Origin of the sequence: Bacillus sp. lyk4-R2A-2, from assembly GCF_030209735.1 — a bacterium.
In the GTDB taxonomy this organism is placed as follows: domain Bacteria; phylum Bacillota; class Bacilli; order Bacillales; family Bacillaceae; genus Bacillus; species Bacillus pumilus.
Genome location: NZ_JARVRK010000002.1, coordinates 81,637 through 106,881, shown reverse-complemented (window position 1 = coordinate 106,881; position 25,245 = coordinate 81,637). Strand labels below are relative to the sequence as shown.

At 42.6% G+C, this 25,245-nt stretch carries 24 protein-coding genes, 1 pseudogene and 1 other annotated feature; of the genes and pseudogenes, 5 read left to right on the top strand and 20 right to left on the bottom strand.

Annotation, left to right across the window (positions count from 1 at the left end):
- From QRN39_RS02290 to acsA, 6 genes and pseudogenes are all read right to left on the bottom strand, one after another.
- Positions 1–262 (bottom strand): annotated as a pseudogene (locus QRN39_RS02290) (exosporium glycoprotein BclB-related protein); the annotation flags it as partial.
- Between the two features lie 294 nt (positions 263–556).
- A complete protein-coding gene (locus tag QRN39_RS02285) occupies positions 557–1,120 on the bottom strand; it encodes a cysteine hydrolase family protein (protein WP_284906117.1) in 564 nt (187 codons plus the stop codon).
- A 71-nt stretch (positions 1,121–1,191) separates the two neighbouring features.
- On the bottom strand, positions 1,192–1,401 hold the full coding sequence (locus tag QRN39_RS02280) for a hypothetical protein (RefSeq protein ID WP_253622334.1): 210 nt from the start codon (positions 1,399–1,401) through the stop codon (positions 1,192–1,194).
- 98 nt (positions 1,402–1,499) lie between these two features.
- The gene (locus tag QRN39_RS02275; RefSeq protein ID WP_374726556.1) at positions 1,500–2,078 is read right to left on the bottom strand and encodes an esterase/lipase family protein; all 579 of its coding nucleotides are present in this window, start codon (positions 2,076–2,078) and stop codon (positions 1,500–1,502) included.
- A gap of 319 nt (positions 2,079–2,397) precedes the next feature.
- On the bottom strand, positions 2,398–3,666 hold the full coding sequence (tyrS, locus tag QRN39_RS02270) for a tyrosine--tRNA ligase (RefSeq protein WP_284906115.1): 1,269 nt from the start codon (positions 3,664–3,666) through the stop codon (positions 2,398–2,400).
- A 53-nt stretch (positions 3,667–3,719) separates the two neighbouring features.
- Positions 3,720–3,958: a binding site (T-box leader), on the bottom strand.
- Positions 3,959–4,016: 58 nt separating this feature from the next.
- Positions 4,017–5,741, bottom strand: coding sequence for an acetate--CoA ligase (acsA, locus tag QRN39_RS02265; RefSeq protein ID WP_284906113.1), 1,725 nt, complete (start codon positions 5,739–5,741; stop codon positions 4,017–4,019).
- Positions 5,742–5,896: 155 nt separating this feature from the next.
- Between acsA and QRN39_RS02260 the strand changes: the two genes are divergently transcribed.
- The 3 genes from QRN39_RS02260 to QRN39_RS02250 are packed head-to-tail and all read left to right on the top strand — an operon-like array spanning position 5,897 to position 8,367.
- Positions 5,897–6,529 carry a GNAT family N-acetyltransferase gene (locus tag QRN39_RS02260; protein WP_284906111.1) on the top strand — a complete coding sequence of 211 codons (633 nt, stop codon included), beginning with the start codon at positions 5,897–5,899 and terminating at the stop codon, positions 6,527–6,529.
- A gap of 39 nt (positions 6,530–6,568) precedes the next feature.
- On the top strand, positions 6,569–7,210 hold the full coding sequence (locus QRN39_RS02255) for a CBS and ACT domain-containing protein (RefSeq protein ID WP_003217690.1): 642 nt from the start codon (positions 6,569–6,571) through the stop codon (positions 7,208–7,210).
- A complete protein-coding gene (locus QRN39_RS02250) occupies positions 7,207–8,367 on the top strand; it encodes an acetoin utilization protein AcuC (RefSeq protein WP_003217659.1) in 1,161 nt (386 codons plus the stop codon). Before QRN39_RS02255 ends, QRN39_RS02250 begins: the two co-directional genes overlap by 4 nt.
- A 42-nt stretch (positions 8,368–8,409) precedes the next feature.
- On the opposite strand, the gene ccpA is transcribed toward QRN39_RS02250, so the two are convergent.
- The 11 genes from ccpA to QRN39_RS02195 all read right to left on the bottom strand — a co-directional run bounded on the left by ccpA (position 8,410) and on the right by QRN39_RS02195 (position 20,197).
- Positions 8,410–9,411, bottom strand: coding sequence for a catabolite control protein A (gene ccpA / locus QRN39_RS02245; protein ID WP_003217727.1), 1,002 nt, complete (start codon positions 9,409–9,411; stop codon positions 8,410–8,412).
- A 450-nt stretch (positions 9,412–9,861) separates the two neighbouring features.
- Positions 9,862–10,938: a bifunctional 3-deoxy-7-phosphoheptulonate synthase/chorismate mutase gene (locus QRN39_RS02240; protein WP_003217626.1), complete on the bottom strand. Its 1,077-nt coding sequence runs from the start codon at positions 10,936–10,938 to the stop codon at positions 9,862–9,864.
- A gap of 415 nt (positions 10,939–11,353) precedes the next feature.
- Positions 11,354–11,677 carry a bacillithiol system redox-active protein YtxJ gene (gene ytxJ, locus QRN39_RS02235; RefSeq protein WP_003217729.1) on the bottom strand — a complete coding sequence of 108 codons (324 nt, stop codon included), beginning with the start codon at positions 11,675–11,677 and terminating at the stop codon, positions 11,354–11,356.
- Positions 11,678–11,710: 33 nt separating this feature from the next.
- The gene (locus QRN39_RS02230; RefSeq protein ID WP_003217681.1) at positions 11,711–12,181 is read right to left on the bottom strand and encodes a YtxH domain-containing protein; all 471 of its coding nucleotides are present in this window, start codon (positions 12,179–12,181) and stop codon (positions 11,711–11,713) included.
- A 26-nt stretch (positions 12,182–12,207) separates the two neighbouring features.
- Complete coding sequence (locus QRN39_RS02225) at positions 12,208–12,627, bottom strand: DUF948 domain-containing protein (RefSeq protein ID WP_024424855.1); 420 nt, start codon at positions 12,625–12,627, stop codon at positions 12,208–12,210.
- A 225-nt stretch (positions 12,628–12,852) separates the two neighbouring features.
- Positions 12,853–14,151 (bottom strand): UDP-N-acetylmuramate--L-alanine ligase, encoded by a 1,299-nt coding sequence (murC, locus tag QRN39_RS02220; protein WP_003217748.1) that lies wholly within the window; start codon positions 14,149–14,151, stop codon positions 12,853–12,855.
- A gap of 303 nt (positions 14,152–14,454) precedes the next feature.
- Entirely contained in the window at positions 14,455–17,211 is a 2,757-nt protein-coding gene (locus QRN39_RS02215) for a DNA translocase FtsK (protein ID WP_284906101.1), read from the bottom strand.
- 196 nt (positions 17,212–17,407) lie between these two features.
- Positions 17,408–18,013 carry a YtpR family tRNA-binding protein gene (gene ytpR / locus QRN39_RS02210; protein ID WP_284906099.1) on the bottom strand — a complete coding sequence of 202 codons (606 nt, stop codon included), beginning with the start codon at positions 18,011–18,013 and terminating at the stop codon, positions 17,408–17,410.
- Positions 18,014–18,029: 16 nt separating this feature from the next.
- Positions 18,030–18,842 (bottom strand): DUF1444 domain-containing protein, encoded by an 813-nt coding sequence (locus QRN39_RS02205; RefSeq protein ID WP_044142203.1) that lies wholly within the window; start codon positions 18,840–18,842, stop codon positions 18,030–18,032.
- Between the two features lie 19 nt (positions 18,843–18,861).
- Positions 18,862–19,182: a thioredoxin family protein gene (locus QRN39_RS02200; protein ID WP_003217665.1), complete on the bottom strand. Its 321-nt coding sequence runs from the start codon at positions 19,180–19,182 to the stop codon at positions 18,862–18,864.
- The gene (locus tag QRN39_RS02195) at positions 19,169–20,197 is read right to left on the bottom strand and encodes a PTS sugar transporter subunit IIC (protein WP_050943550.1); all 1,029 of its coding nucleotides are present in this window, start codon (positions 20,195–20,197) and stop codon (positions 19,169–19,171) included. The genes QRN39_RS02200 and QRN39_RS02195 overlap by 14 nt, the downstream gene beginning before the upstream one ends.
- 200 nt (positions 20,198–20,397) lie before the next feature.
- Here QRN39_RS02195 and QRN39_RS02190 point away from each other — a divergent pair, with 200 nt between their 5' ends.
- Entirely contained in the window at positions 20,398–20,844 is a 447-nt protein-coding gene (locus QRN39_RS02190) for a YtoQ family protein (RefSeq protein WP_003217634.1), read from the top strand.
- A gap of 42 nt (positions 20,845–20,886) precedes the next feature.
- On the opposite strand, the gene QRN39_RS02185 is transcribed toward QRN39_RS02190, so the two are convergent.
- Positions 20,887–21,960, bottom strand: coding sequence for a M42 family metallopeptidase (locus QRN39_RS02185; protein ID WP_284906094.1), 1,074 nt, complete (start codon positions 21,958–21,960; stop codon positions 20,887–20,889).
- Between the two features lie 199 nt (positions 21,961–22,159).
- Here QRN39_RS02185 and QRN39_RS02180 point away from each other — a divergent pair, with 199 nt between their 5' ends.
- Entirely contained in the window at positions 22,160–22,474 is a 315-nt protein-coding gene (locus QRN39_RS02180; protein WP_003217759.1) for a PepSY domain-containing protein, read from the top strand.
- Between the two features lie 43 nt (positions 22,475–22,517).
- On the opposite strand, the gene QRN39_RS02175 is transcribed toward QRN39_RS02180, so the two are convergent.
- Together QRN39_RS02175 and QRN39_RS02170 are read right to left on the bottom strand one after the other, a co-directional pair.
- A complete protein-coding gene (locus tag QRN39_RS02175) occupies positions 22,518–24,215 on the bottom strand; it encodes an NAD-dependent malic enzyme (RefSeq protein WP_284906092.1) in 1,698 nt (565 codons plus the stop codon).
- 73 nt (positions 24,216–24,288) lie between these two features.
- Complete coding sequence (locus QRN39_RS02170) at positions 24,289–25,137, bottom strand: YtnP family quorum-quenching lactonase (RefSeq protein ID WP_106033039.1); 849 nt, start codon at positions 25,135–25,137, stop codon at positions 24,289–24,291.
- Positions 25,138–25,245: the final 108 nt, after the last annotated feature.

Below are 25,245 nucleotides of genomic sequence, written 5' to 3'. Positions count from 1 at the left end.
TTGGACCGATCGCTCCGGTATCTCCTGTGGCTCCTGTTACTCCCGTTGGACCAGTTGCTCCTGCGGCTCCCGCTGGACCGGTCGCTCCGGTACCTCCTGTTACTCCCGTTGGACCGATCGCTCCTGAAGCTCCTTGAACCCCTCGTAATCCACGTGGTCCTCGTCGCCCTACAATTAATTTTGTATGACAGATGATGCAGCAGTTTGATTTTGATAGTTTCTGTTTACAATTAGGGCATTTTTTATACTTATCACAACCCATCAGTTGTTCATCTCCTTTATCATTATTCATATGCCACATCTGTAAATAGGTGTGGATAAGTAAAACGTACAAAGAATAAAGATAAGCGTAGAACAAACACAAATTGCCAGATTATTCTAAAATTCTTTTGGTTTTGAAAATTTGATTGTATTTTGCGCTAAATTTGTCTATTGTTTTTTCATAAAAAGCTATTCAAAACCATATAATCTATCACGAAAAAAATCCCCTAGAATTCTAGAGGATTTTTTTGTTCCAAGGTTCTCTCAAGTATTATTAAGCGTATGGCGGTATCTTTTATTTTACCATCCAATTACTAATCAATTGATCTGTTGTCATGACAGTCGCAAATTCATCATGCAGTGTGGCAAGTGAGAGCCGGTGGATCGTCTCGGGGTCAAAATATGTACCGGTATGATCTGTTAGTCCAAAGGCGGCTGTTGCATCTGAGATGAGGTACGTATCAAAGCCAAGGTTTCCGCTCATTCTTGTGGTTGTGGATACGCAGTGCGGTGTTGTGAGCCCTGCAATCACGACCGTGTCAATATGGTTTGATCTTAACTGTTCCTCCAAGTTCGTACCAATGAAACTGCTGTTGACTTTCTTTTGGATCACCGTTTCTTCCTCTAACGGTCTGGCGATATCTTTGAACAGATGTCCTTCATTTGCCGGATGAAACACAGAGTCTGGATTGCCGGATGTATGCTGAATATGAATGACTGTCCAGCCTTTCTCTCTCCAAAACCTCAATAGGCGGCTGATATTCTCCTCTGCCTCTAGATTATTTCGTTCTCCCCATTTTTCATGCTCGAACGCCTTCTGTACATCGACAATGATCAAAGCCTTTTGACTCGTTTGCACAAACGCTCACCTCCGAATATTATTATCCACTACATGTAGTGTAAGGAATGGTGATCCATTTGTACATGCTTTTACTGATGTTTTACCTGTTTTTGCATCAAAAAGACAAACCACACACTAGTGATGATGTAATAGATACCAATAATCGATGTACAATTAGATAGCACCTCGGCTATTTGAACTGATTTGACGAACTTCATCCAAATGAAATAGATGATGAGAAATGAGCATGGAAAATAAAGAAAGTATCCGTAGAAATATTGCTTGAGTTTTTGCGTCATCGTTTTTCCTCCCTTTTCAATATCTCTTTCATCTAGCAGTTGCCATATGTCAGATGACATCAAAAAAGACAGCGGCTTTCGCTGTCTTTTTTTGCTTTTTAATTCGTATTCTGTCCTCCGCCGTTCAGTCCTTCTTTAATATACCCTTTCACTTGGCTTGAGGTTAATAGACCGATATGACCAACGCCATGGATCAGGACGTTTTTTGCGCCAATTAAACGCGAGAGACTGTTGACAACAATCATATCGGCTGAGCTATAGACAGATGTGTAAAGAATTTTTTGATTTGGATCTGTGCCTGGTAGTGCTCTGCTTGAAACAAGTCCGTTTGCTCCACCAATTGTGACGACGTTTTCAATTTTATCACCGCCGTCTAGATTCTTAATATAATATAGCGTGTTCGCTCCGCCCATACTATGACCCACAATATCTACTTTTTTAGCACCCGTTTTGTCTAACACATCTTTGACGAATCTAGATAGACGCGGACCATTGTTGCGGTTATTCCCTGTTTTGTCTATGAAATCGATAGCAAATAATTTGTTACGATCCCAGCCTTGTGTGACCAAGTAACTTTTAATAGAAGCAAAGTTATAAGACGCACCGCCAATGCCATGTACCATCACAACCGGATTGTGCTCAGCCGCTTTGATCTCTTTCGGCTGGATGAAGGCCATTGAACCTATCACTAATGCAAGCGCAACAAGAATTTGCAAACTCTTTTTCTTAAAACAAATCACTTTCATTCCCCCTTATTCATCTTATTCGACTCTATTTTATACAAGAAAAATATGTCATAAAAGTGAACAAGGCACTGTTTGTTGCTTTATTTTATAGAAAATAATTACTGAAAAAGCACCTTTGACTTTCTAAGCGCCACTGCCAAAAGACTAGACTAAGTCTCTTTTAACAGTCTAATAGACTCTTAACAGAGCACTCATCTCTCATGTTGCATAAAAAAAGCAGCCGGTTATTGCAGCCGGCTGCACATCGTTCTTATTTGTAATTCACAAGGAAGTATTTCTTTTTTCCTCTTCTTAAAACAGTAAATTGGTTTTCAATTCTATCTTCAGCTGAAAGGACATAGTCTTTATCCGTTTGTCTCTCTCCGTTGATGGAAACTGCACCATTTGTGATGTCTTCACGCGCTTGACGTTTTGATGGTGACAGCTTTGATTCCACAAGGAGATCGACAAGTGTTAACTCTTCCGTGCTGCTTTTCTCCATTGATGGAACATCTTTAAAGCCTACTTTGACTTCTTCTGCTGAAAGAGATTTAATCTCGCCTTTAAATAGCGCATTTGAGATGTTGACCGCCTGTTCTAGTGATTCACGGCCATGTACAAGTGTCGTCACTTCCTCTGCTAGACGGCGCTGTGCTTCACGTTTTTCAGGTGCTGTTTGCACTTTTTCTTCGTACGATGCGATCTCTTCTTTTGATAAGAACGTAAAGTATTTTAAGTATTTCACGACGTCACGGTCATCTGTGTTGATCCAGAATTGGTAGAACTCATATGGAGACGTTTTTTCTTTATCTAACCAGATGGCGCCGCCTTCTGTTTTACCAAATTTCGTACCGTCTGCTTTCGTGACGAGCGGCATCGTTAAACCGAATGCTTTTGCCCCTTCTGCTTCAGACTTACGGATCAGTTCAAGTCCAGATGTGATATTTCCCCACTGGTCGCTTCCGCCAATTTGCAGCTTACAGTTTTCATTTCTGTAAAGATTTAAGAAGTCTAAAGATTGCAGGATGACGTAGCTAAACTCTGTGTACGAAATGCCTGTCTCAATCCGTGAGCTGACGATATCTTTTGCCAGCATGAAGTTCACACCGAAATTCTTTCCAATATCACGAAGGAACGTGATGACATTCATTTGGCTGATCCAGTCGTAGTTATTCACGATAACGGCTGGATTCTCGCCTGCTTCAAAATCAAGAAATTGAGAGAGCTGTCCTTTGATTTTATCTGACCACTGTTCGACGATTTCTGCTGGGTTTAGTGAACGTTCTGCTTTTTTGAAGCTAGGGTCGCCGATTAGTCCAGTTGCGCCGCCAACAAGAGCAATCGGATGATGGCCTGCTTCCTGGAATCTGCGTAATGTTAAAATTGGCAATAGGTGACCAATGTGTAAGCTGTCCGCTGTTGGGTCAAAACCGGAGTAAAGCTTGATTTTTTCTTCCGATAATAATTTTGTTAAACCTTCTTCATCTGTTTGCTGCTGAATTAATCCTCTGAACGATAACTCTTCCATCAATTGACTCATATCCAATTCTCCTTTTTTTACAATTCAACATAAAAAACGCCCCTTCGAATGAACGAAGGGACGATATATATCGCGGTACCACCCTGCTTAAAAGACAATAAATCACGCCTTTTCACTTACACTGATAACGGATAGATCCGTTCTTTCACTAATCAGGACAGCATACATGCTCCTTTTCGTAAAAGCGGTTCGTGAGGGTAATTCGAATATCTCTTTGTACTGACTCGCACCAGCCGTCAGCTCTCTTGGACAGGGAAAGATGATTCTACTGAATCTCAGTCAAAACCTTTACATATTCAACTAATGTCATTTTAAACATATTTTTGATATCAAGTCAACTGATGAAAAAATTAATCTTCCATTGTCGATAGGTCGCCAGCCGGTAAATTCAGCTCCCACGCCTTTAGCACACGTCTCATAATTTTTCCGCTTCGCGTCTTAGGCAGTTTGTCCTTAAACTCGATTTCTCTCGGTGCCGCATGTGCAGCGAGTCCTTTTTTCACAAACGTACGGATCTCTTCTTTCAGCTCATCTGTCGGCTCATATCCACTTCTAAGCGCAATGAATGCTTTAATAATTTCGCCGCGGACCGGATCTGGTTTTCCAATGACACCAGCCTCTGCAATGGCCGGATGTTCGACCAGTTTGCTTTCCACCTCAAAAGGACCAACCCGCTCTCCTGATGTCATGATCACATCATCGACACGTCCCTGGAACCAAAAGTATCCGTCTTCGTCCATATAAGCTGAATCTCCTGAAACATACCAATCTCCCGGCATAAAGTAAGATTCATATTTTTCAGGATTGTTCCAGATCGTATGCATCATAGACGGCCAGCCTTTTTTGATGGCGAGGTTGCCCATCCGATATGGCGGAAGTTCATTTCCGGCATTATCCACAATCGCAGCTTCTACGCCTGGAATCGGTTTCCCCATTGAACCTGGTTTAATGTCCATGCATGGATAATTACAAATCAGCTGTGCACCGGTTTCCGTCATCCACCAAGTATCATGAATTCGTTTGCCAAATACAGCGTCTCCCCAGCGGATGACTTCTGGATTAAGAGGCTCACCTACACTTAACACATGACGGAGCGATCTGAGATCATATTTTTGAATGAGGTCATCTCCTGCCCCCATTAGCATTCTAAAGGCGGTCGGTGCACTGTACCAAACGGTCACACCTAGTGATTCAATCGTTTCATACCACGTATCAGGGTTAAATCTGCCGCCTAAAATGACATTCGTCGTCCCATTTAACCACGGTGAAAAAATGCCGTACACTGTGCCTGTTACCCAGCCTGGGTCAGCTGTACACCAGTAGACATCGTCTTCTTTCAGATCAAGCACCCATTTACCAGTCTGGTCTTGCTGAACCATTGCGCCATGGACATGCAGCACACCTTTTGGCGTACCTGTCGACCCTGACGTGTAATGAAGCAGAAAGCCGTCTTTTTCATCCATCCATTCGATTTCAAGGTCCTTCGCCGCCTGCGCAAAAGCCTCTTCATAATGGATTGTCCGAACGCCATCGACGTCTTCCTTTTCACCGCCGACAATGATGACAGATTCAAGTTTTGGAAGCTCTGCAAATGGAATTCGTTCAAGCAGATCCGGCGTTGTCACAATGACCTTCGCCTCGCTATTTTCTAAACGGTCTTTGACCGCACCTTCCATAAATGCCTCAAATAACGGGCCAACGATCGCACCAATTTTGACTGCGCCAAGCAGAAGAAAATAGAGCTCAGGTGATCTTGGCATAAAGATAAATACGCGATCCCCTTTTTGCACATGCGCATTTTCTCTGAATAGATTGCCCGCTTTATTTGTGTTGATTTTCATATCTCTGAACGTATACTTTTCATCCCGCTGTGAATCTCTGTAGTGAAGCGCCACCTTGTTCTTACGAAACGAGTCCGCATGTCTGTCAATCGCTTCATAGGCTGCATTTATGTTTCCTGTTTCATACCATGAGAAGTTTTTTCTTGCTTCTTCCCATGAAAATTCTTTGTATGCCTGCTCATAATCATTTAAATGATAGTCCCCTTTTACTGATGGTAGCGTTTCCACTTTCATCAAACAGTCCCCCTTTGCATACGTTTACAATGACTATTATAGTATAGATGACTTTTTTTCTCAATTTTTAAAAAACTTATAGTGAAACCGTTTTAATTCTTGCAAGTTTTAAGATAAAATAGAGACGACTCACTAGAATTTGAGGCGGTGGATACGTGGAGCATCCTAAAACTTATTATTCAAAAATCATTAAGCGAGAAACAGGTACCATCCTGATTGAAGGTCCGGTACCTGCATCAGAGCTTGCGAACTATACGTTTCATGAAGGCCTAACGGCATTTCGCACGCCAGAGGAACAGAAACAAGCACTTGTTGAAATAGCAGACCTTCCAGAAGGACGTATTATCATTGCAAGAGTGGATGAGCTTGTTGTCGGCTATGTCACGTATTTGTATCCTGATCCGCTTGAGCGCTGGTCAGAGGGCAACATGGACAATTTAATCGAGCTTGGCGCGATTGAGGTCGCTCCTCCATTTAGAGGCTGCTCACTTGGTAAGCATTTACTTGATGTGAGCATGATGGATGAGCAAATGGAGAATTATATCGTCATTACAACTGAATATTACTGGCATTGGGATTTAAAGGGGACAAAGAAAAACGTGTGGGAGTACCGCAAGATGATGGAGAAAATGATGAACGCAGGCGGTCTTGTTTGGTTTGCAACAGACGAGCCAGAGATCAGCTCACATCCAGCCAATTGTTTAATGGCCAGAATCGGGAAAAACGTGAGTCCTGATTCGATTGAGCGTTTCGATCGTCTTCGCTTCCATCAACGCTTTATGTATTAACGTTCAATTCGTTTTTTTGGCAAAGGGGATTGGTAAACAATGATGATTGAACAAATTATGGAGCGTGATGTGATCACGCTGCGAAAAACCGATACGATTGAAGAAGCCATAAAAAAAATGAGTGCACATCACATTCGGCATATTCCAATCGTATCTGATCAAGATTCTGTCATTGGGATGGTGACAGATCGAGATATTAAAAATGCCAGTCCAAGTATATTTGAAACAGAAAAAAGGAAGCTCTTTATTCAGCGGCCTGTTGAAGAGATCATGGTATTAGAGACGATTACTGCTCATCCGCTTGATTTCGTTGAAGAGATTTCTAGTGTCTTTTTTGAACACGGAATTGGCTGCCTTCCAGTGGTGAGACGCGGCAAGCTTGTAGGCATTATCACAAAGACTGATTTGCTTCGTACGTTTGTCAGACTGACAGGTGCAGATCAGCCTGGGTCACACTTAGAGGTTGAAGTGGACCAAATGACAGAAGGTCTTGCAGACATTACGACCATTTTAAAAGAGCAGCATATTCAAATGCTGAGTGTGCTTGTGTATCCGCATGCAAATGAATCGTCTAAAGTGCTCGTCTTCCGCCTTCAAACCATGCATGCAGATCATGTGACGAAGCTGATTCGTGCAAAAGGCTATAAGGTGCTGTGGCCTATGGAGCAGACGATCAAATGAAGGAAGCGACCTTTGTTTTTTCACCCTCTTTTCAAACGTACCAGTTTCACCAAGACCATCCCTTCAATCAGCTTCGTGTCTACTTAACATATGACCTGCTTCAAAAAATGAAGGCGTTAACAGATGATGAGATCGTCGCACCGCGTATGGCGACCCTCGAGGAATTAAAGCTCGTCCATACAGCCGATTATATTCAAGCTGTGCAGCGGGCTAGTCAAGGAAAGCTCTCTACAGCAGAGGGGGAACGCTACGGTCTTGGCACGGAGGATACACCGATGTTTGCAGGTATGCATGAGGCAGCTTCTCTCCTTGTTGGCGGGACACTCACAGCCGTTGACCAAGTAATGATGGGACACTCGCAGCATGCACTGAATCTTGGCGGTGGACTTCATCACGGGTTTAAAGGGCGTGCATCTGGCTTCTGTATTTATAATGACAGCTCAGTGGCGATTCAATATATTCAAAAGACATATGGTGCAAGAATTTTATATATTGATACGGATGCCCATCATGGAGATGGTGTACAATTCAGCTTCTATGACGACCCTGAGGTATGTACGGTCTCGATTCATGAAACGGGACGCTATTTGTTCCCTGGAACTGGACAAGTACAGGAAAGAGGTCATGATAAAGGCTATGGCTACGCCTACAATATTCCGCTTGATGCATTTACAGAAGACGAATCGTTCCTTGAAGCATACCGAACAGCAGTGACGGAAATTGCTGCTTTTTTTAAACCAGATGTGATTTTGACGCAAAACGGCGCAGACGCACACTACTATGATCCGTTAACCCATTTATCTGCCACCATGAAAATATATGAGGAAATTCCTAGACTTGCCCATGAATTAGCGCATCAATATTGTGATGGCAAATGGATCGCTGTCGGCGGAGGAGGATATGATATTTGGCGTGTCGTGCCAAGGGCGTGGAGCCGAATTTGGCTTGAAATGAAAGGTATTACACCGCCTAATGAACTGCCTCAGGACTGGGTTCAGGCTTGGCATAAACAATCTCCTGTCACCCTGCCATCCACATGGAGAGACCCTGACGATTTATATCCACCGATCCCAAGAAAAGCAGAAATCACAGAAAAAAATGCTCAAACTGTAGAAAAAGCACTGATGCCCGTTAGAAGAGAAAAGAAAAATGCATAAGAAAAGCAGGCATTCACTGATGTGTAAGCCTGCTTTTTCGTTTTATTTTGTTGATTGTCTTTCTTCAATTCTGTGTGGAAGTTCCACAATTTGGTCATCTACTTGCTCTTTGTTCATCAGCTTTGTCAGCAGTCTCATTGCGACAGCACCAATATCATACGTCGGCTGAACAACAGTTGTCAGCTGAGGACGCACCATGAGAGAAAGTCTCGTGTTATCAAAGCCAATCACTTCTAAATCGTCAGGAATGGATACGCCTCTATCTTGTGCTCCATGAATGACACCTAGCGCCATTTCATCCGTAGCCGCAATAACAGCTGTCGGCTTGTCAGACTGCTCAAGCAAGTGAGCAAGTGATTCAATTCCAGAATCATACGAATAATCGCCTTCAGCGACGAGCGCATCGTCAAATGCGATGCCCGCTTCTTCGAGCGCACGCTTATAGCCTGCAAGCTTTCTCATAGAGTTAATCGGTTCTGACATTGGGCCAGATACGAAGGCAATTCGCTTATGTCCTTTTTCAACTAAAAGCTGAACTGAATCATAAATCGCTTGCTCGTAGTTGATGTTGACAGACGGTGTTTGAGCTTGCTCTTCAACAGATGCAGCAAGAACAATTGGCACAGGAGAGCGCTTAAATTCTTCAACAAGCACATCTGTGATATTTCCACCCATAAAGACAATCCCATCTACTTGTTTACCTAGCATTGTATTTAAAAGATGAAGCTCTTTATCGGTATTTTGATCTGAGTTGCTCAAAATGATGTTGTACTTATACATCGTGGCGATATCTTCAATTCCGCGAGCAAGCTCTGAATAGAAGATACTCGAAATATCAGGGATGATGACTCCCACCGTTGTTGTTTTTTTACTTGCAAGGCCTCGTGCCACAGCATTCGGGCGATAGCCAAGGCGATCAATCGCTTCAAGTACCTTTTTTCTTGTTGTTGGTTTTACATTCGGATTCCCATTCACTACGCGTGATACCGTTGCCATACTTACATTTGCTTCTCTTGCTACATCATATATTGTAACATTATTCACATAAATCACTCCTTCAAATACACTTCATATCTATAGCATTCACCAATTGGATAGAGACATGTCAGATACGAGGAAAATAATATCCTATTTGTCATTAAAACGATGAAAAGAGACACATAATTTTTCAATCTACATCAAAATGACATTCTTTTATGAAATTATACACGTTTTTTCACCATATGAAAACGTTCCCTTTCTTTTTATAACTAAATTAAACAAACTTTAATGAGCTTGTTACCTGTAAATTGAATCATATTTCATGAAAAATCGTCGAGAACGTCAGCTATGACAATGATCTTAGCAGATTCTATTGAATTTTAAAAATGAAAACATTGTGAACAAGCACTTTTAAAGCTTGCAATGTGCTCTTTTCCTTTCATTCCCAATATCCATAATGTTTTATCCATAGAAAAACCGCCGGGCAGTCATCCGGCGGCTTTCTATCTATGATTACGCGTGAATGTTAACAAGTGGTCTTAACGCATCTAACCATTTTTCGAATTGAGGAATGTCCATTTGCTGCGCTGAGTCAGATAGAGCAACAGATGGATCTGGATGCACTTCTGCCATGACACCGTCTGCTCCAATCGCAAGAGCTGCTTTCGCTGTTGGAAGGAGAAGATCTCTACGTCCAGTTGAGTGCGTCACATCAACAAAGACTGGTAAATGTGTTTCTTGTTTCAAGATTGGCACAGCAGAAATATCTAGTGTATTTCTTGTCGCTGTTTCATATGTGCGGATACCGCGCTCGCAAAGGATGATTTGGTCATTTCCTTGGGCGATGATGTATTCAGCTGCATTGATGAATTCTGAAATAGTCGCTGCAAGACCACGTTTTAAAAGAACTGGTTTCTTCACAGATCCGGCTGCTTTTAATAGCTCGAAGTTTTGCATGTTCCGTGCACCAATTTGGATGACATCGATATGCTCAATCGCTTCTTCAATATGAGCAGGATTGACGATTTCACTAATGACAGCAAGACCGTATTCATCCGCTACACGCTTTAGAATTTTAAGACCGTCTACACCGAGTCCTTGGAAATCGTATGGACTTGTGCGAGGTTTAAATGCACCTCCGCGAAGTAGTTTTAGTCCTTGCTGTTTCGCTGCTGCCGCCACTTCTGCGACTTGCTCGTAGCTTTCAACAGCACATGGTCCAACGATGAAGCGCTGTTTCCCATCACCGATCGCTTCTCCATTGATGTTCACGATTGTATTTTCCGATTTTTTCTTACGAGAAACAAGAAGTGCTTTGCTGTGGTCATCTTCTTGAAGCTCTAGGCCTGCTTTGAAAATCTCTTTGAAAATATGCTGAATTGTTGAGTTTTCGAATGGTCCATCATTTGCTTCAAGAATTTGGTTCAGCATTGTGCGCTCTCTGACAGGATCATAACGGTTGACACCTTGCGCTTCTTTCGCCTTTCCAATTTCTTTTACAATGCTTCCTCTTTCATTGATCAGTTTTAAGATTTGAAGATTTAGTTCATCTGCCTGCTGTCTCAATTGTTCTAGTTCATTGTTGCTCATTTTTGTCATCCTTTCCTCTGCCTGTTCTCGCTTTTTTTTTTTTCATTCTCTCATGATAGGGTTTATTATAAACAAAGATTTCGGAATTGTCACGAAAATTTTCTTTATTACCCAAACGCTTTTAAGCGATAAAGTATTATGTGTAAGATTATAGCATAGTTTTGATTGAAGTAAACCTTTTTTATAAAAAAAACGTCAGCAGTTGCTGACGTTCAGATTGTTGACAAAGGGCTAAAATGATCTTTATTTTAGCCCTTTGTCTTCTTTTCAGCGTGATAGAAAACCTTTGCAGTCTAGGAAGGGCGAGCACAGGAGCGGAGCGAATTTGACATTCGTGAGCACCGGAGCACAGTCCTGACAAAGAATGCGAGGGTTTGTCTACACGCTGAAACGTCAGCAGTTGCTGACGTTTCTTTTACACATTATGTTCAAGCGCTTCTTTTGTAATGCTTGAGTGGGATGCATGCCATTTTACTTTTCCACCGCTAAAGACGAGTGCCTGGGGACTTTCGTGCTTTACCCCTGACTTTTCTGTCACATAGGATGAAAGCTCTCTTGTGTTTTGAATTTGCAAGAAATAAGTTGGCACGTCTTCATGTGCAGACGCAAATGCTTCAAACTCTTGAAAAGCCGCTTGACTGATCGGACATGTCAAACTGTGCTTAAAAAAGACAAAGGTCCCATCTTGATTCGTTAGTTGATCAAACTGTTCTTCTGTTTCAATGAGTTGTTTTGACATGATGTTCTCCTTCTTCACTCTGTGCAGTAAGAGTTAGCCTTTAGTCGATTGTTCTACTTTTTCTTTGACATCTTTAATGCCATCTTCAATTTCTGATTTCGCTTCTTGTGCTCGTACTTTGGCTTCATCCGCTACATCTGATGCTTCACTTGCTATGTCAGCTGCCGCATCTTCTGCTTCACTTTTCACATGATTAGCTTTTCCAGCTGCACGTTCTTTTATGTCTTTCACTTTGTCTAAAATTTGGTTTGACTGTTCTGCCACCATTTGAGACAATTCAGACGTTTTATCTTTCGCAATCGTCACATATTCAGTGCCTCTTTCTTTTGCATCTGTTGTGAGTCGATCTGTTTTTTCTTTTAAAACATTCGCTTGGGTGTTCAAATCATCGCGAAGCTCTTTCCCTGACTTCGGTGCTAAAAATAAAGCTGTTGTTGCACCCACAATTCCACCAATAAGTGTTCCGATCAAAAAGTCTTTGCTATTGATTCCGTCTTTGCTCATGATTATTCCTCCTATGCGAAAATGGTTTATTTTTGGTGTTTTCGTTGTTTCCATTTTTTATAAATTTCAAGTGCTGCGTTACTCCAGCTTACTACATCCGTGACTTTTTCTTGATTTCGTTCAACGGATGAAGAAACCGCACCAGCTGCCTGCTTTATGCTTGTATTAAATTGGTTGATCGAGCCGCCAATTCCCTGCACCGCATCCACAACTGTGTTGAGTTTTGCCGATTTGTCTTGAATATCTTCAGCAAGCTGATTCGTCTTATGTAGCAACTGTGCTGTCTCTGTGGTGATCCCTTGCATCTGACCTTCAAGACCTTCTAAAGTTGATGCGACATTCTTTAATGTCAGCTGTAAGGATTTTAATGTTTTGGACAAGTAGATGACAAGAATGAGGAAAGCAATTGCGATCAGTGCAACGCTTAGATATAGAATAATAATCATCTGATACCTCCTTTGCTGCGGGCATATTCAATTCATTACCCTCTCGTTGTATCATTCAAACATCGCATAGAATGACCGATTGAATAATAATTCTACACTTATTCGCTGATTCCTGTCCACAGCGAACGAAAAAAAGCGGAAGATGTTGACACAATTAGCCGCTTTGTCACATTTTATTCAAAATAAAAAAAGTGCCGATCAAAACGGCACTTTTCGTTTAAGTATTTATACAGCGACTTTTTCATAAGCACGCAAATATTTTTGAATGTCTCCTGCTCCCATAAAGACCAGAATCCCATCTTTGTGCGCTTTCAGCACAGATGTATCTTCTTCTGCAATCAATTGGGCCTGCGGGATTTTTTCTCGTAAGTCTTCGATACTCAGCTTCCCAATGTTTTCACGGGCTGAACCGAAAATATCACATAGGTATACATAGTCCGCTTTTTTCAAACTGTCAGCAAATTCACTTAAGAATTGCTGTGTACGTGTGAAGGTATGCGGCTGGAAGACAGCGACAATCTCACGGTCTGGATACTTTTGGCGTGCTGCTTCAATGGTGACTTCAATCTCCGTTGGGTGATGGGCATAGTCGTCAATTAAAACCTGCTCACCGACTACTTTTTCATTAAAGCGGCGTTTGACTCCACCAAATGTCGTTAGTGCCCCTTTGATGAGCTCTACATCAATGGCTTCATAGTGACATAATGCAATCACAGCTAATGAATTAAGGACATTGTGATTTCCGTAGGCAGGAATGTAGAAGGTATCATAAAACGTATTACGTACAAATACATCAAATGTAGTGCCTTCCGTGTTCTTCACAACATTGCGTGCTTGGAAATCATTTTCTTCATTGAAACCGTAGTATACAACAGGTACCTTCGCTTGAATTTTAGGCAGATGCTCGTCATCACCGCAAGCGATAATGGCCTTTTTCACTTGTAGCGCCATGTTTTGAAACGCATCAAACACGTCGTCAATATCCGAGAAGTAATCAGGATGATCAAAATCAATATTGGTCATGATCGCATAGTCTGGATGATAGCTGAGGAAGTGTCTGCGGTATTCGCATGCTTCAAATACAAAATACTCGCTGTTTTCTTTCCCCATACCAGATCCATCACCGATTAAGTATGAAGTTGGTTTCGCTGATTGCATCACATGGGCAAGCAGTCCTGTTGTTGACGTTTTACCATGAGCACCAGTAATCGCAACGTTTGTGAATGTATCCATGTATTCTCCAAGGAATTTATGGTAACGAATGACAGGAATCCCTTCAGAAAGGGCGCGTTCAATCTCAGGGTGTGTATCAGGAAATGCATTACCTGCAATGACGGTCATCCCTGGCTGAATATTATCTGGGTCAAATGGAAGAATTTTAATATTTCGTTCTTCTAATGCTTTTTGTGTAAAGATATGTTTTTCGATATCCGATCCTTGGACAGTATACCCAGTATCATGAAGAATTTGGGCCAGTGGACTCATACCTGTCCCTTTTATTCCAACAAAATGATAAACAGTCATAATTGTACCTCCAACAAACGTCTATCTGACTTACAGTATATGACGCTCATTTCAATTTGCAACTTGTGATTTTCGCCTCTAGCGGCTCACAGATCGCAGCTCCAAATAAAGATTTTTTTCCGATCTTCCTATTCTAATCAAAATTAACTATGATTAGTATCCGACAACTTTCCTATTTCTAACACCTGCTTTCGCTCATTTTACATAAAAAAGCGTTCTGACAGGCATGCGAAAAGCGTCCAATTCCAAAATTGCACCTATGTGCTATCATACCATGTTTATGAAAAAAATGAAGTGGTTTGTTTAGATCAGCTGTTCTAAGTCACTCAGTGTCATGAGGACTTCCCTTGGCTTACTGCCTTTTGCACCAGAGATCATGCCCTCGCGTTCCATCATGTCGATCAATCTAGCTGCACGATTGTAGCCAATTCTAAATCTTCTCTGCAAACTTGATGTACTAGCGCTATTCTGCTCAATGGCAAAACGGCAGGCATCCATAAACAATTCGTCTTCATCTGTAATCGCAGAGCCTTGGAGCATTAATTCCTCCTGTTCGAAAAGGAACACCGGCTTACGCTGTTTTCTAACATGTGCCACCACTTGATCGATCTCGCGGTCTGATACAAAGTTCCCTTGCAGCCTCGTCGGCTTGCCGGAGCCATTTTCTAAGAAGAGCATGTCTCCTTTTCCGAGAAGCTTTTCTGCACCTGCCATGTCGATGATCGTTCTAGAATCTACCTGACTTGAGACAGAGAATGCAATTCTTGTTGGAATATTGGCTTTAATCAGACCTGTGATGACATCAACAGAAGGTCTTTGTGTGGCAATCAATAAGTGAATGCCGCACGCTCTTGCTTTTTGCGCGATTCGGCAAATGCTTTCTTCGACTTCATTTGGTGCGACCATCATTAAATCAGCAAGCTCATCGATCACCACGACAAGATAAGGTAGTTTTTCACCCATTTGTTTTTCTTTGACAAGCTCATTGAATCGTTTGATTTCTCTCACACCAGAGTGCGCAAACAGCTCGTAGCGTCTTTCCATTTCATCCACTACCCATTTCAGAGCAGCTGTCGCTGTCTTCGCATCGGTGATGACAGGACTCACGAGATGCGGAATATGATTATACGGCGCTAATTCGACCATTTTAGGGTCGATTAAAAGCATTTTCACTTCATCTGGTGATGCTTTAAACATTAAGCTCACTAAAATGGTATTGATGCAGACACTTTTTCCTGAACCTGTTGCTCCAGCAATTAAGCCATGCGGCATTTTTTGCAAATCAACGACAACAGGTTGTCCTGAGATATCTAATCCGAGTGCTGCTGTTAAAGGAGATGGATTATCTCTAAATGCACTGCTTCTGATCATCTCTCGTAAGAAAACCATTTTGCTGTGAAGGTTCGGCACTTCGATCCCGATCGTGTTCTTTCCTGGTATCGGTGCTTCAATTCGAATATCCTTTGCGGACAAACTAAGTTTAATATCATCTGACAGGTTCGTGATTTTGTTCACTTTGACCCCTGGTTCTGGATGTACTTCAAACCTTGTCACAGAAGGGCCTTGCGTGACATGAACCACACTTGCTCTGACATTGAAATTTTTCAGCGTGGCATTGAGTAGCTCTGCTCGCTCTTTCACCCATGTCCCGTCCTCTTCTTTTTGAGCTGGAGGTACGTCTAAAAGGGCGAGGCTTGGAAACACATATCCTTGGGCATCTGCTGCTTTCTTTTGTCCTTGCACGCGCTGATCACTTTTTAACATCATGACGTTAAAAGGAACCGTTGAGGTTTGTCCACTTGCACGTTGTGGCTGAGGAGATACCTGTTTCGGTTTTTCTTCGATCACTTCATGCACTTGTTCTTGCTTTTCTTGCTGCTCTATGACAGGTTCTACTCGTTCAGTAGCGGTCTGTTCGTCTGCTACTTGTTCTATTGGCATCACTTGATCTTCTACTATTTCCGCTTCTTCTATCGATTGCTCTTCTTGCAGATCAAGCTCGGCAACTGGCTCTGTTTCTTCTAATGCTGCCGCCGCTGGCTCTTCTTCTTGATGGTCTTCTAAGGAATCAGCTTCTATTTCCTCGACTGGTTCTGCTGAGATGACGTCTAGTACCTCTACTTCTTCTGCCGGCATGTCTACTTCCATTTCAATTGCGAAATGCGTGTCTTCCGCTGTTTCGAATGTCAACGGTTCTATTTCCTTCGTATGATCTACAAACTGTTCTACCGGCTCGTCCTGTATTTCTTCGTTTTCACTGGAAACATCCTGTACAGGTACAGGCTCAGACTCTACCGGCGGCTTGTGATATACTTCGGCTTGCTGATGATGTAAGTCAGCTTCAATATGGTCTTGAGGCTCAGAAAAGGCTGGCTCTTTTTCCTCTGTTTGAATGAAAGGCTCGTCATTTAAACGCTCCATCGTTGATTGAACGTGATCGTGATAAGCGAGCTCCTCTTGCAAAGTAAGCGGGGTCACGTCTGTTTGCATGTCCACTCTTTCTTCTGCTGGCGCTGAAACTGTTTCTTCCATACGATTTTCTTTCCGTATTGATGGAATGTTCATTTGCTGTCTGACATTTCGTTCACGCTCTGCCTCTTCTGATAACAGGGTGACGCGCTGCGCTGTTTCTGCTGCTTTCATTTGAACAGAAGATGATTCTTCTTTCGACTCTGTTCGTTTCGGACGCATATCCTGATGATAGCCATAGATCGGTGATGGAATTTGCTCTGGTTTGAATGGCTTTTTATGAATGTCAGGCTGAACCGTTTGTTTTGACTCATAGGTCTTCTGCTTAGCCTTTGGCTGGCCTTGCTTCGGGCGTCTTCTTTCCTGCTTTACTCCGTCACGCTGAGGTTCATCTGGAACGAGCGGAAAGCGGAAGTTGCCTGTCGGATATTCATAATAGACTTTTGTATCTTCAATTTTTTTATATTCTTTATGCTGTTCAAAAACTGGCTGCTTTGGTGCAACTGGACCTTCCTCAGGTCTCACAGCTTTTTCTTCTTTCTTTTCTTCTCCTAAAAATACACTAAAAAATTTATCTAACCAACTCATCATTTATCACTCACTTTAACTCCCCTTACGTTTTCTTGGGCGATTTTTAGTATACCATTGCTTTTTCATGCAGAAAAGCGAGAAAAGTGCCGCTCTTTGCTATTTGTGCTGTCTGTAGATGAAAAAAAGTCACTAAGTACGTACTTAGTGACTTTTGGTATAACACAATCTTCGCTCTGATGTGCCCGTTTATGGGAGGTTATGCTTGAAAGGCTTCGCCAGCTTGATGGCTTCCTTCTAGAACAAGAATCCCTTTTTCAGCAGGCGCGTCTGGAAGATCTAGTTCTTTTGCTGAACAAATCATTCCGCTTGATGGAACACCTCTTAGCTCAGCATCTTTGATGATTAAACCGCTTGGCATCACCGCCCCAACCTTCGCAACCACGACATATTGCCCTTGATCAACGTTCGGTGCACCGCACACGATTTGTAATGTTTCATCGCCAACATCCACTTGGCAAATGTTTAATTTATCTGCATTCGGATGCTTTTCTTTTTCCTTTACATAACCGACAACAAATTTTGGTGATAGATCAACAGTCAACGTTTCACTGACACCGTTGCGGTTTAAAATTTCGTTCATATCTTGAACAAGTGTTTCAGAAAGCGGTACAGATCCGTTTTCTTCAATTTTCAAGTAAGTGGATGCGTTGAAGATATTAAAGCCTGTTGTTTCTTTTGTTTCTTGATTGAAGATTCTTACGACATCTCCAAACGTCTCATGACCTACTTCTTCTCTCGTCACATCTTTCAATGAGATAAGGAGTGTGTCGCCTACACCTTCTGCATTATAAAAAACGTTCATTCTTCAAAATTCCCTTCTACTGCTGTTTTGGTCTGCTTTTAGCAAGAATAAAAATCGGTTCAAGCTTGCCTTCATCATATAAAAATGACAGTGCGGTAATCGGAACCGTGCCGCTGGCGAAGAAGCTCATCGACATCTGTCCTAAAATATCATAGCCTGATTCATTGCGAACATCTGCAATGATGAATACATCTTGATGGGGGACAGAGATGGCCATCTGTCCTTCTATTTTTTGAGCGTATTCTTGTAAAATCGATTCATTTAAAAGTCTGCTGGCATCATATCCGTCATTCGCACGGAAGAAATAAAACCGGTTGCCTGCCACTTCATCCATTTTCACTACAGTTTCAAGTGAGCGGACATTGAAGCTTGCAGTTTCCCTGATTCGTTCTTTTGTCCAGTTTTCCTTTTGAAGCATCTTTTCATCAATTAATCTGTAGGTGCTTCCAAGGTCAAGTGCATAGTAGATTCTCGTTTCAGCTGTATGCTCATCAAAAACAAGCGGAATCTCGTCACTTGATGTCTCAGGAAAGGAAGTGGATCGAATGACCGGATAAATTTGCTTTTCTTTTCCTGAGATGTGCTGCGCTTCGCCTTTCATAGCACTTAGCGCCTCTTTCACATAATAAACGATCTCATCCAATGTTTCATCAGGCTTTACTTCCCACTTTGCAATGATTGGCGGGAGCTCTAGTGTGATCCCTTTGCCTGTTTGTTTATCTTCAATACGAAGCGTATCTTTTTCTCGGTCAAACTGGTGTGACCAGCTGTCATTTGTCAGACGGCTTTTGAGTTCGTTCGCAAGCTGTCTTGATGTCATTTTTGCCATGATTTAGACTCTCCTTTCATTATTTAGAAAGAGAATCTGTTAAAAATGCTTCAATCTCTTCCTTCGTTTTACGATCCTTGCTGACAAAGCGGTTAATCTCTTGCCCATTTTTAAATACTAAAAAGCTTGGAATGCCGTAAATTTCCCACTCTGCGCAAGTGTCAATAAATTGATCTCTATCCACATAGAAGTACTCAAATTCTGGGTAGTTTGCTTCAAGCTCTGGCAAGAATGGTTCGATAAAGGTGCAGTCCGGGCACCAGTCCGCTGAAAATAGCAATACTGTTAAGTCTTCTTGAATTACTTTTTGTAATTCTTCGTTAGATTCAATTTTTTTCATGTTTCATTCCTCCAGTTTGTATGGTTAAATCTCCGAATTGTATATAGCCTTTCTTTCTCATCCATTCTGATACTACCAAACTAATCACTGCCGGGCCAACGATATGCAAAAGAGCAATCGCCAGAAAAACGGATGGATGAAATCCCATAACGGTCAGTGTCATGAGCTGTCCAACAAGGCCACTCGTTCCCATTCCTGCCCCTGCCGCATTATTGACCATCCCAAAGCCAATAATACCAATTGGCGCGAGAATGAGGCCCGCTATCGTCGGCGGAATAAGAATAAGGGGATTTTTCACAATGTTCGGCAGCTGCAATTTTGACGTGCCAATACCGACAGCGGCAAGTCCGCCAAAACGATTTTCTCTAAAGCCTGCAGCGGCAAAACCGACCATTTGAGCGCAGCAGCCAATCGTTGCAGCACCAGCAGCTGTTCCGCTTAAGTCAAGCATGAGCGCAAGCGCAGCACTTGAAATCGGTGAGCTGAGAGCAAGTCCAACAATGGTTGCTACTAGCATGCCCATGATGAGCGGACTTTGGTCAGTCCCCCACATAATGAGCCTGCCAAGCCCTGTCATCATGGCTTCAATCCCAGGACCGATCAAAGCGGCGGTGGCAAAACCAGTGATGATAGTAACAAGCGGTGTCAAAATGATATCAATTTTTGTCTCACCACTGACCAGTTTGCCGAGTTCTACACCAATTAATGCTGCGACAAAGCTTCCAGCAGGTCCACCAAGCTCTGCTCCTGCAGCGCCTGAGACAACACTTGCAAAAATGATCAATGGAGATGCCTGTAACCGGTATGCAACGGCTACGCCAATCGCTGGTCCCATGAGCCCCATGGCGAGTGTTCCCATTTTGATGATGAGCGGAAGTGATAACAGACCGCCTGCTGTTTTTAAAATCAGACCTACTACTAATGTAGCAAATAGACCTAAAGCCATATAAGAGAGTGCATCAATGAAGTACACTTTTGGCGAAAGGGAGATTCCCTTTCTTTTCAAATAAGTCATCAACGTCGTCTTCCTGCTTTCTCATAGGAAAGACGAAGAGGCCTGTCCTTCCCATTATATGTAGTATTCTTACGATGAAAAATAATCTCTACCATGAATATCATAATCATATTTTTTTTGCTTTATCAAGCACTTCTTGTGTAACATGAAAAGAAACAGGGCAAACCTTTACTAAGTTTGTACAAAAGGAGGAGATCGTTATGCAATTAACCGTCTATTTAGCAGGAGAAATTCATAGCCAGTGGCGCGATGAAATCAAGGAGAAAAGCCAATCGTTGAAACTGCCAGTGACATTTGTTGGTCCAATGGAGAATCATGACCGCTCCGATCACATTGGTGAGGACATTTTAGGTGAGCAGCCGAATGCCATATTCAAAGATGATGCCGCTTCTGATTTGAACAATTTTCGTACTGAGATCCTATTAAACAAGGCAGACGTCGTCATTGCCCGCTTTGGTGAGAAATATAAACAGTGGAACACGGCGATGGATGCATCTGCTGCCATCGCTAAAGGGAAACCTCTCATTTTGATCCGTCCAAAAGAACTGCACCATCCGTTAAAGGAGCTATCAAACAAAGCGAATATCACTGTGGAAACAGTGAACCAAGCGATCAAAGCGTTATCTTACGTGTTTGAACAGCAATAAAAAAAGGCTGCTCTCTTGAAAGAGGCAGCCTTTTGATTATATTTACACCTGTTGATAAATAGAATCCACTGTACTTTGATCACAGTTTTTCACAAGACGGACGATTAATTCTTTTGCCGCTGCATAGTCATCCACATGCAATACTGAATGACTTGTGTGAATGTAGCGAGCACACACTCCAATGACAGCAGAAGGCACGCCTTGGTTTGAAATATGCACACGTCCAGCGTCTGTACCACCTGGTGATACGAAGTATTGGTATGGAATACTGTTTGACTCAGCCGTATCGAGCACAAAATCTCTCATGCCGCGGTGCGTAATCATGGTTCGATCAAAAATACGCAGAAGTGCACCTTTTCCAAGCTGGCCGAATTGGGCTTTGTCACCTGTCACATCGTTTGCAGGGCTTGCATCTAAAGCAAAGAACAGATCTGGCTGAATCATATTCGCAGCTACTTCTGCCCCTCTAAGACCTACTTCTTCCTGAACCGTTGCACCAGAATACAGATGACATGAAAGTGGTTCGTCTTTTATTTCTTTTAATAATTCAATCGCAAGTCCGCAGCCATAACGGTTATCCCAAGCCTTTGCTAAAATCTTTTTAGGATTCGCCATAGGGGTAAAGACTGTTGCAGGCACGATTTGCTGTCCTGGGCGAATGCCAAGTTCTTTTGCCTCTTCTTCACTGTCTGCCCCAATATCAATGAGCATGTCTGATGGTTTCACAGGTTTGCTTTTTTGTTCTGGTGTTAGAAGATGAGGCGGTGTACTAGAGACGACACCAGGAATTGGCCCGTGATCGGTATGAACATCGACACGCTGCGCCAGCATGACTTGACTCCACCAGCCGCCGAGTGTTTGAAAGCGGATCATCCCGTTTTTCGTAATGGATGAAACCATGAATCCCACTTCATCCATATGACCAGCCACCATGATTTTAGGTGCGTTCTCTGGTCCCTTGCGTACCCCAAACACACCGCCAAGACGATCCTGAATGAGTTCGTCAGAATATTTCTCAAGTTCCTTTTTCATAAAAGCACGCACATGGTGTTCATTACCTGGGGTGCCTTGTAATTCTGTTAAATTTCGGAAAAGCGACAATGTTTCTTCATTCATTCTACGATTTACCTCGTTTCTATGTAATGACCATATATATTCCTATAAAAATAACACTCACTTTATACTATAAGAATTCTTTCGGTTTTCCAAGTATCTCTCCAGAAATTTTGAATATGCTTTCAACTATTCGGATTCCTTAACATCAATGGACAAGTTTTGTATAATGGAAAAAACAGCAATACGGAGGTGCAGCACGTTGAAGTTAAAACATGTTCTGATTGGTGCGAGTATTGGCGTAGCCGCTGCAATTGTTGCAAAGAAAGTATTTTTCCCTACGTATATCTCGTCTGAAAAAGCATTAAAAATTGTGAAATCCGCTTTTAAACAGCGCGGCCCGATTGATGGCTCTTGGATTTATACTGTACCAGAACCGTATACCGTAAATGGTGAAACGATTGATGTGTACAAATCTGGCATTACTCGCTCAGCCTTTGGCGAGCTTGAACAGTACGAAGTCATGATTGATGCCAAAACAGGCATGATTGTGGATGTCATTGATTCTGTGGCTTGATAAAGAAAGCTTCGCAAAGTTGTGTCCTTGCGAAGCTTCTTTTTTATATGGCTTTGATTTTTTTGTACACAGGATGCCACATAGCGTCCTGTACAGCCTGAATAAGGTCATCAGGCGTTTCCTCTGCAATTCCTTCATCGATCGCTGCTTGCGCCACACGAACAGCTACTGTTGCTGAAACGGTTCGAAGCTGATCGACACTTGGCAGCATCGCTGCACCCGGCTTTCCGACATTGACCATGCTGGCAATCGCTTCAGCACTCGCAACAAACATGCTGTCTGTCATGAGGCGTGCTTTAGACACAATCGTTCCAAGGCCAAGCCCTGGGAACACAAGAGCATTATTTGCTTGCCCAATTTCATATGTGATGCCGCCATATTCGACAGGATCAAATGGGCTTCCTGTTGTCACGAGGGCGCGTCCTTCTGTCCACTCAATGAGATCTTCAGGCTTTGCTTCTGAAAGAGGTGTCGGGTTCGACATCGGTAAAATCGCTGGGCGCTCTACGTGTGACGCCATTTCTTTCACAATTTCCTCTGTAAATGCTCCTCCTACTGTCGAGGTGCCAATTAAGATGGTTGGTTTAGCCTGTTTGACGACCTCTAATAAATCAATGGAATGCTTAGGACCATTACGGGCATAATCCTTTACTTCGTCAGAACGTCTTGCATATGGCTTTTGAAATGGCTGAATGTCAGGCGAATCATCTGTAAGTAAACCTGTTTTATCAATACACCAGAAATGATCATATGATTCCTCTTCTTTGACTCCGTCTCTGACAATCGCATCACGGATCTGCTCCGCTATGCCAATCCCTGCCGTACCCGCTCCGAAAATGACGATTCGGTGATCTTTCAGCGGAACCTTCGAAGCTTTTGCACATGCCATAACCGCAGCAAGTGAAACAGCTCCAGTCCCTTGAATGTCATCATTAAATGTACAAATCCGTTCCTTATATTTTTCCAATATGGCTCGTGCATTTTTTGTCCCAAAGTCTTCCCAGTGAAGGAGGGCATTTGGAAAGGTTGCGCGGGCAAGCTCTACATATTGATCGATAAACTGATCATAACGCTCGCCTCGAACGCGAGAATGCTGATTTCCAACATAAAGCGGATCATTCAAGAGACTTTCTTGGTTCGTCCCCGCATCAAGTACTACGGCCAGCACGCGGCTAGGATCAATGCCTGCTGCGGCTGTATAAACAGCAAGTTTCCCGACTGAAATGGCAATACCGCCAACACCCCAGTCTCCAATACCTAAAATACCTTCTGCATCTGTCGCAACGATTAAGTCAATGGATTCATCCACACCGTAAGAGGCAAAGATCTCTTCCATGCCTTCCAAGTCATCAATTGATAAATAAAGCCCCCTTGGCTTTCGATACTCGTGGCTATAACGCTGAATGGCTGTACCAACCGTCGGTGTATAGACAATCGGCAGCATCTCTGCCAAGTGCTCATTTAGTAATTTGTAAAAAAGCACTTCGTTTCTGTCATGAAGTGATGTTAAATACACATTTTTCCCCAGTTCATCTGGCTGTGCCTTGAACTGCTCATATGCACGCTTTGCCTGATCCTCTAATGTTAAAACCTTAGGTGGTAGAAAGCCCTTTAAACCAAGCTCTTCCCGCTCTTCCTTCGTAAATGCAACCCCTTTGTTTAAATAAGGGACGGACATGACTTCCATCCCTCTTAATGGTGTTTCAATGACATCACCATGTACACGATAAAATTGGTTCACCTGCACTCTTCCTTTCACAAGTTCATTTTGTCGTTATTTTGTGTGAAAGGCGAAAAAACATGCAGATGATCTTTTATTTTCCTGTTTCTCTTTTGACTTCATGTGTGATTTGCCCATCTTCATCCCACTTAACAGCGCGGTAAATCGCATCATGATAAAACAAGTACCACGCATTTTTTTCTTCTGCAAATGCCTGCCATTTTTGCTTAGCTGGAATTGAGGTCATTGGGTAATCATCATATGCCAAGACCCATAATGGATTTTTATGAGCGTGCGTTGGCATAATGTCAGCTAAATGAATCGCTGTTTCACCCTGACTTGTGAGCGTTAAGATGCTATGGCCATTGCTATGACCGCCTGTATGATGCAGCTCAATGCCTTCTATTACTTCGATGCTTTCTTCAAATGGCACCACTTGATCTGCTATAGGCTCCCAGTTTTCTTTCCAATATGTATTTCTTGAGCGGATGTTAGGCGCCCTCATTTCATCCCATTCGATTTTGGATGTGATGATTTTTGCTTGCGGAAAAACAGACACGAGCTTTTCTCCTTCGAGTTTTGTTAATCCGCTTGCATGATCAAAGTGAAGATGCGTCATTAAGACGTAATCAATATCTGCTGTTTGCAGGCCGAGTGCCGCGAGTGACTTTTCCAATTTTGTCTCTTCTGTTACGCCGTAATTGCGTTTTTGTTTATCCGTCAGCTTCCCTGATCCGATGCCAGAATCCACTAAAAAATGGAGACCATTCCACCGTATGAGGATTGGGTCACACCGCAGTTCAATTTGATTGCGATCGTTCACCGGGTATTTTTTTGACCATAACGGCTTTGGCACCACACCAAACATCGCACCTCCGTCCATGTGTGTATCTCCCCCGTTTAACCAGAACAGTTCCATGTCACCTATGTTCATTGTCTCCATTGCTGTCATCCCTCCTTTTTCTATCGTAGCAAATACAGCTGAAAATCGCATGCATCAATCTTTTCATGAAAAAAGCTGACTGCAATTCTTTTTGCAGCCAGCTTGATG

Excerpts from the sequence above, each read along its gene's own strand:
- QRN39_RS02280 (WP_253622334.1), bottom strand. The coding sequence starts at position 1,401 with ATGACGCAAAAACTCAAGCAATATTTCTACGGATACTTTCTTTATTTT.
- QRN39_RS02275 (WP_374726556.1), bottom strand. The coding sequence starts at position 2,078 with ATGGCCTTCATCCAGCCGAAAGAGATCAAAGCGGCTGAGCACAATCCG.
- tyrS (WP_284906115.1), bottom strand. The coding sequence starts at position 3,666 with ATGAGTCAATTGATGGAAGAGTTATCGTTCAGAGGATTAATTCAGCAG.
- acsA (WP_284906113.1), bottom strand. The coding sequence starts at position 5,741 with ATGAAAGTGGAAACGCTACCATCAGTAAAAGGGGACTATCATTTAAAT.
- QRN39_RS02255 (WP_003217690.1), top strand. The coding sequence starts at position 6,569 with ATGATGATTGAACAAATTATGGAGCGTGATGTGATCACGCTGCGAAAA.
- QRN39_RS02250 (WP_003217659.1), top strand. The coding sequence starts at position 7,207 with ATGAAGGAAGCGACCTTTGTTTTTTCACCCTCTTTTCAAACGTACCAG.
- QRN39_RS02240 (WP_003217626.1), bottom strand. The coding sequence starts at position 10,938 with ATGAGCAACAATGAACTAGAACAATTGAGACAGCAGGCAGATGAACTA.
- ytxJ (WP_003217729.1), bottom strand. The coding sequence starts at position 11,677 with ATGTCAAAACAACTCATTGAAACAGAAGAACAGTTTGATCAACTAACG.
- QRN39_RS02230 (WP_003217681.1), bottom strand. The coding sequence starts at position 12,181 with ATGAGCAAAGACGGAATCAATAGCAAAGACTTTTTGATCGGAACACTT.
- QRN39_RS02225 (WP_024424855.1), bottom strand. The coding sequence starts at position 12,627 with ATGATTATTATTCTATATCTAAGCGTTGCACTGATCGCAATTGCTTTC.
- murC (WP_003217748.1), bottom strand. The coding sequence starts at position 14,151 with ATGACTGTTTATCATTTTGTTGGAATAAAAGGGACAGGTATGAGTCCA.
- QRN39_RS02215 (WP_284906101.1), bottom strand. The coding sequence starts at position 17,211 with ATGATGAGTTGGTTAGATAAATTTTTTAGTGTATTTTTAGGAGAAGAA.
- ytpR (WP_284906099.1), bottom strand. The coding sequence starts at position 18,013 with ATGAACGTTTTTTATAATGCAGAAGGTGTAGGCGACACACTCCTTATC.
- QRN39_RS02205 (WP_044142203.1), bottom strand. The coding sequence starts at position 18,842 with ATGGCAAAAATGACATCAAGACAGCTTGCGAACGAACTCAAAAGCCGT.
- QRN39_RS02200 (WP_003217665.1), bottom strand. The coding sequence starts at position 19,182 with ATGAAAAAAATTGAATCTAACGAAGAATTACAAAAAGTAATTCAAGAA.
- QRN39_RS02195 (WP_050943550.1), bottom strand. The coding sequence starts at position 20,197 with ATGACTTATTTGAAAAGAAAGGGAATCTCCCTTTCGCCAAAAGTGTAC.
- QRN39_RS02190 (WP_003217634.1), top strand. The coding sequence starts at position 20,398 with ATGCAATTAACCGTCTATTTAGCAGGAGAAATTCATAGCCAGTGGCGC.
- QRN39_RS02185 (WP_284906094.1), bottom strand. The coding sequence starts at position 21,960 with ATGAATGAAGAAACATTGTCGCTTTTCCGAAATTTAACAGAATTACAA.
- QRN39_RS02170 (WP_106033039.1), bottom strand. The coding sequence starts at position 25,137 with ATGGAGACAATGAACATAGGTGACATGGAACTGTTCTGGTTAAACGGG.